The 4,244-nt window shown below is 61.9% G+C and carries 5 protein-coding genes; all 5 read left to right on the top strand.

All coding sequences use genetic code 11. The annotated features are described in order from the left end of the window. Window positions 1-59: 59 nt before the first annotated feature. Complete coding sequence (locus WA145_RS12530) at window positions 60-653, top strand: TetR/AcrR family transcriptional regulator (protein WP_422581890.1); 594 nt, start codon at window positions 60-62, stop codon at window positions 651-653. A 53-nt stretch (window positions 654-706) separates the two neighbouring features. Next, a complete protein-coding gene (locus tag WA145_RS12525) occupies window positions 707-1,816 on the top strand; it encodes an NADH:flavin oxidoreductase (RefSeq protein ID WP_422581889.1) in 1,110 nt (369 codons plus the stop codon). 154 nt (window positions 1,817-1,970) lie between these two features. Next, entirely contained in the window at window positions 1,971-2,918 is a 948-nt protein-coding gene (locus WA145_RS12520) for an alpha/beta fold hydrolase (RefSeq protein ID WP_422581888.1), read from the top strand. A gap of 166 nt (window positions 2,919-3,084) precedes the next feature. Then, window positions 3,085-3,591, top strand: coding sequence for a TRAP transporter small permease subunit (locus tag WA145_RS12515; protein ID WP_422581887.1), 507 nt, complete (start codon window positions 3,085-3,087; stop codon window positions 3,589-3,591). Further along, window positions 3,591-4,244 (top strand): TRAP transporter large permease subunit (locus WA145_RS12510; protein WP_422581886.1); only part of this gene is annotated, 654 nt, incomplete at its 3' end. The genes WA145_RS12515 and WA145_RS12510, both read left to right, overlap by 1 nt.

Raw genomic sequence — 4,244 nt, 5'->3', positions numbered from 1 at the left:
TAATCACGCAAATCAATAGTGCTGGGCGGGGCGAGACGACCGGTCATATTCTTGCCGGCATGAACTCCAGCATCCGACTCGACAAGCGTGACCTGATCCTCGCCAAAGGCGCCGAGGTGATGACCCGGCGTGGTTATCACGGTGCCGGCGTGCAGGAAATCGTGCAGGCGGCGGGGGTGCCGAAAGGCTCCTTCTACCACTACTTCGCCAGCAAGGAAGACTTCGCCCTGCAGGCTCTGCAGCAGGTCTATCAGCCGCGTCTGGCGCGTTATGCCGAAGCCCTGAGCAATCCGGCGCTGAGCCCGCGCGAACGCATCCTCGGTTATTACGCCGAGCTGGTGGAGCACTTCGCTCGCCAGGAACGCCTGGAATACCACTGCTTTATTGGCAGCCTGAGTTTCGAGATGGCCGAGCTGTCGCCGACTCTGGGCGCGCAGGTCGATGCGATCCTGCAGGCCTCGGCGGACACCCTGCAGACCTGCCTGGAACAGGCGCAGGCGGCAGGTGAACTCCCCGCCGATGAAGATTGCCGCAACCTGGCGAGCTTTATTGCCAATGCCTGGCAGGGCGCGTTGACCCGGCTCAAGGTGGCGAACAACACCCGCGCCCTGACGGACTTTATCCAACGTCTGCAGCTGTTGTTGCAGGCCTGATCGCAAACCCCCTTTAACCAGTTGCGGCGCTCTGGCCGCCCCGAGGAATGATGATGACCGATCCCGTTAAAGCGCTGTTCCAACCCTTTAGCCTGGGCAACCTGGAGCTGCCGACCCGTGTGGTCATGGCGCCGATGACCCGTTCCTTCTCCCCAGGCGGTGTCCCCAACAGCAAGGTTATCGAGTACTACCGTCGCCGCGCCGCTGCCGGCGTTGGCCTGATCGTCACCGAAGGCACCACCGTTGGCCACAAGGCTGCCAATGGTTACCCGAACGTGCCGCGTTTCTACGGTGAAGATGCTCTGGCTGGCTGGAAGAAAGTGGTCGAGGCGGTGCACGCCGAAGGCGGCAAGATCGTGCCGCAGCTGTGGCATGTGGGCAATGTGCGCAAGCTGGGCACCGAGCCGGACGCCAGCGTGCCAGGCTACGGCCCGAGCGAGAAAATCAAGGAAGGCAACGTGCTTGTGCACGGCATGACTCAGGACGACATCAAGGAGGTGATCGCCGCCTTCGCCCAGGCCGCCAAGGATGCCCAGGCCATCGGCATGGACGGCGTGGAAATCCACGGTGCCCACGGCTATCTGGTCGACCAGTTCTTCTGGGCCGGTAGCAATCAGCGCACTGATGAGTACGGTGGTGACCTGGCGCAGCGCTCGCGCTTTGCCATCGAACTGATCCAGGCCGTGCGCGCCGCAGTCGGCCCGGAGTTCCCTATCATCTTCCGCTTCTCGCAGTGGAAGCAGCAGGATTACAGCGCCCGTCTGGTGGAAACTCCAGAAGCGCTGGCAGCCTTCCTCAAGCCGTTGGCGGACGCCGGCGTGGATATCTTCCACTGCTCGACCCGGCGCTTCTGGGAACCGGAATTCGACGGCTCCGAGCTGAACCTGGCCGGCTGGACGCGCAAGCTCACCGGCAAGCCGACCATCACCGTCGGCAGCGTCGGCCTGGATGGCGAGTTCCTGCAGTTTATGGTCAACACCGACAAGGTGGCCCAGCCGGCCAGCCTGGAGAATCTGCTGGAACGTCTGAACAAGCAGGAGTTCGACCTGGTAGCCGTAGGCCGCGCGCTGCTGGTTGACCCGGATTGGGCGGTAAAAGTACGCGATGGCCGCGAGCAGGACATTCTGCCGTTTAGCCGTGATGCGTTGACCAGCCTGGTCTAAGAACCCGTTTTATCGTGTGCGCCGCAAAACGGCGCAACACTCCTCAAGCCCCGGCACATCGGGGCTTTTTTTCGTCTGCGGGAAAGTGCCGGACCATCTACTACTATTGGCCGTGCGCGCCATTTACCCGTCATTTACTCGCAAGGATTCGTCGATGAAGCGATTGCTGCAGATTGTCTTGGCCCTGGTGTTGCTACTGCTGCTGGCCCTGGCGGGGGCGGTTGCCTGGAACTGGGCGCCGGACCGTCCCGTGGCGGATCTCAAACCGCGCTGGGCTTTGCCGCCGTCGCAGTTTGTGGCCATCGACGGCATGCTGGTGCACCTGCGTGACCAGGGCCCGCGCGATGACCCCGCACCGATTGTGCTGCTGCACGGCACCTCGGCCAGCCTGCACACCTGGGAGGGCTGGGTGGCGGCGTTGCAGGCTAAACGTCGGGTGATCAGCCTCGATCTGCCAGGCTTTGGCCTGACCGGGCCATTCCCCGATGGCGATTACCGCATGGCCCACTACAGCGCCTTGCTTGCTCATGTGCTGGATCAGCTGCAGGTGCCGCGCGCGGTGGTGGCGGGCAACAGTTTTGGTGGGCAGCTGGCTTGGCAGTTTGCCCTGGATCATCCGCAGCGGGTCGAACGGTTGGTGCTGGTGGATGCCGCCGGTTACCCGCGCAACGCCACCTCTATGCCCATCGGTTTTCGTCTGGCGCAGATCCCCGTGCTGGCGCCGCTGATGGCCAACCTGTTGCCCCGGCAGATGATCGAGGCAAGCATTCGCAACGTCTACGGCGACCCGGACAAGGTCAGCGATGAACTGATTGATCGCTACTACGAACTGACCCTGCGCGCCGGTAATCGCGAAGCCCTGCGTCAGCGTTTTATTCAGGTCGACGCGGGGCGGGGCCACACCCGTATCGCCGAGCTCAAGGTGCCGACGCTGATTATCTGGGGCGGCCGCGATGAGTTGATTCCACCGGTCAACGCCGAGCGCTTCAACCGCGATATCGAGGGCAGCCGTCTGGTGCTGTTCGACGAGCTGGGCCATGTGCCCCAGGAAGAGGATCCAGCACGCACCGTGGCGGTGCTGATGGGCTTTCTAGAGGGCTAGCCGGGGTTTATCGCAGCTTTTTACACCGCACTAAGCTGCTGATATTTCGAGAGAGATTGCCTGCATAAAAGAGCTGGCGTGCTTTGTGCTAACTCAGCCTGCACTGATTGGCATTGGCCAATCTTGGTCTAGGCTCTCGTAATAACAATTATTCGGCAGGTGCGCTATGCCCAAGGCCATCAGGCTGTTTGTGCACGCAGTGGAGGCGCTCAACCGCGTGGTCGGGCGCTTCGCCATGTACCTGATTTTCGCCATCCTGGGGGTATTGCTCTACTCCTCGATTGGCAAGACCTTCTTCACTCCGGCTGCCTGGACGCTGGAGTCGGCGCAGTTTCTGATGGTCGCCTACTTCCTGCTCGGCGGCGCCTATTCCATGCAGCTCGATGCCCATGTGCGCATGGACCTGTTCTACAGCCGCTGGTCGCCACGGGCCCGGGCGATCATCGATGCGATCACCATCGGCTTTCTGATTTTCTACCTGGTACTGCTGCTCTACGGCGGTATTTCCTCGACCCAGTACGCCCTTGAGTATAAGGAAACCAGCTACTCGGCCTGGTCGCCACCCATGGCCCCAATCAAGATCATCATGTGCATCGGCATCGCCCTGATGTTGTTGCAGGCCGTTGCCACCCTGTTCAAGGATATCGCCGCCGCACGGGGGGAAACGCTGTAATGGAATACGAGCTGATAGCCCTGCTGATGTTCTCCTCGATGATGTTGCTGCTGCTAACCGGCAAGCGGGTATTTGGCGCGATTGGCTTTGTCGCGGTGGTGGCAGCCCTGTTGTTGTGGGGCGATGGTGGTTCGGAAATGGCCTTTAGCGCGGCCATGAAACTGATGAAGTGGTACCCGCTGCTGACCCTGCCGCTGTTCGTGTTTATGGGCTATATGCTCTCCGAATCGGGGCTGGCCGAAGACCTTTACCGGATGTTCCATGTCTGGATGGGCCCGCTCAATGGCGGCCTGGCCATCGGCACCATCGGCCTGATGGTGGCGATCTCGGCGATGAATGGCTTGAGCGTGGCCGGCATGGCCATCGGCGCCAGCATCGCCTTGCCGGAACTGCTGCGCCGTGGCTACGACAAGATCATGGTCACCGGGGTGATTCAGGCCGGTAGCTCCCTCGGTATTCTGATTCCGCCCAGTGTGGTGCTGGTGCTGTACGGCATGATCGCCCGCCAGCCGGTCGGCCAGCTGTGGCTGGCCGGGGTGTTTCCCGGCTTGCTGATGGCGGGGCTGTTTATTCTCTATATCGCCATTCGCTGCCGCTTGCAGCCCGAACTGGGGCCGGCCTTGTCCGAGGAGGAGCGCGGGCAGATCAGCCGG

The organism is Pseudomonas sp., from assembly GCF_049301935.1.
Classification (GTDB): domain Bacteria; phylum Pseudomonadota; class Gammaproteobacteria; order Pseudomonadales; family Pseudomonadaceae; genus Aquipseudomonas.
The sequence above is the reverse complement of the archived record's forward strand: the minus strand, read 5'-3'. Positions and strand labels throughout refer to the sequence as shown.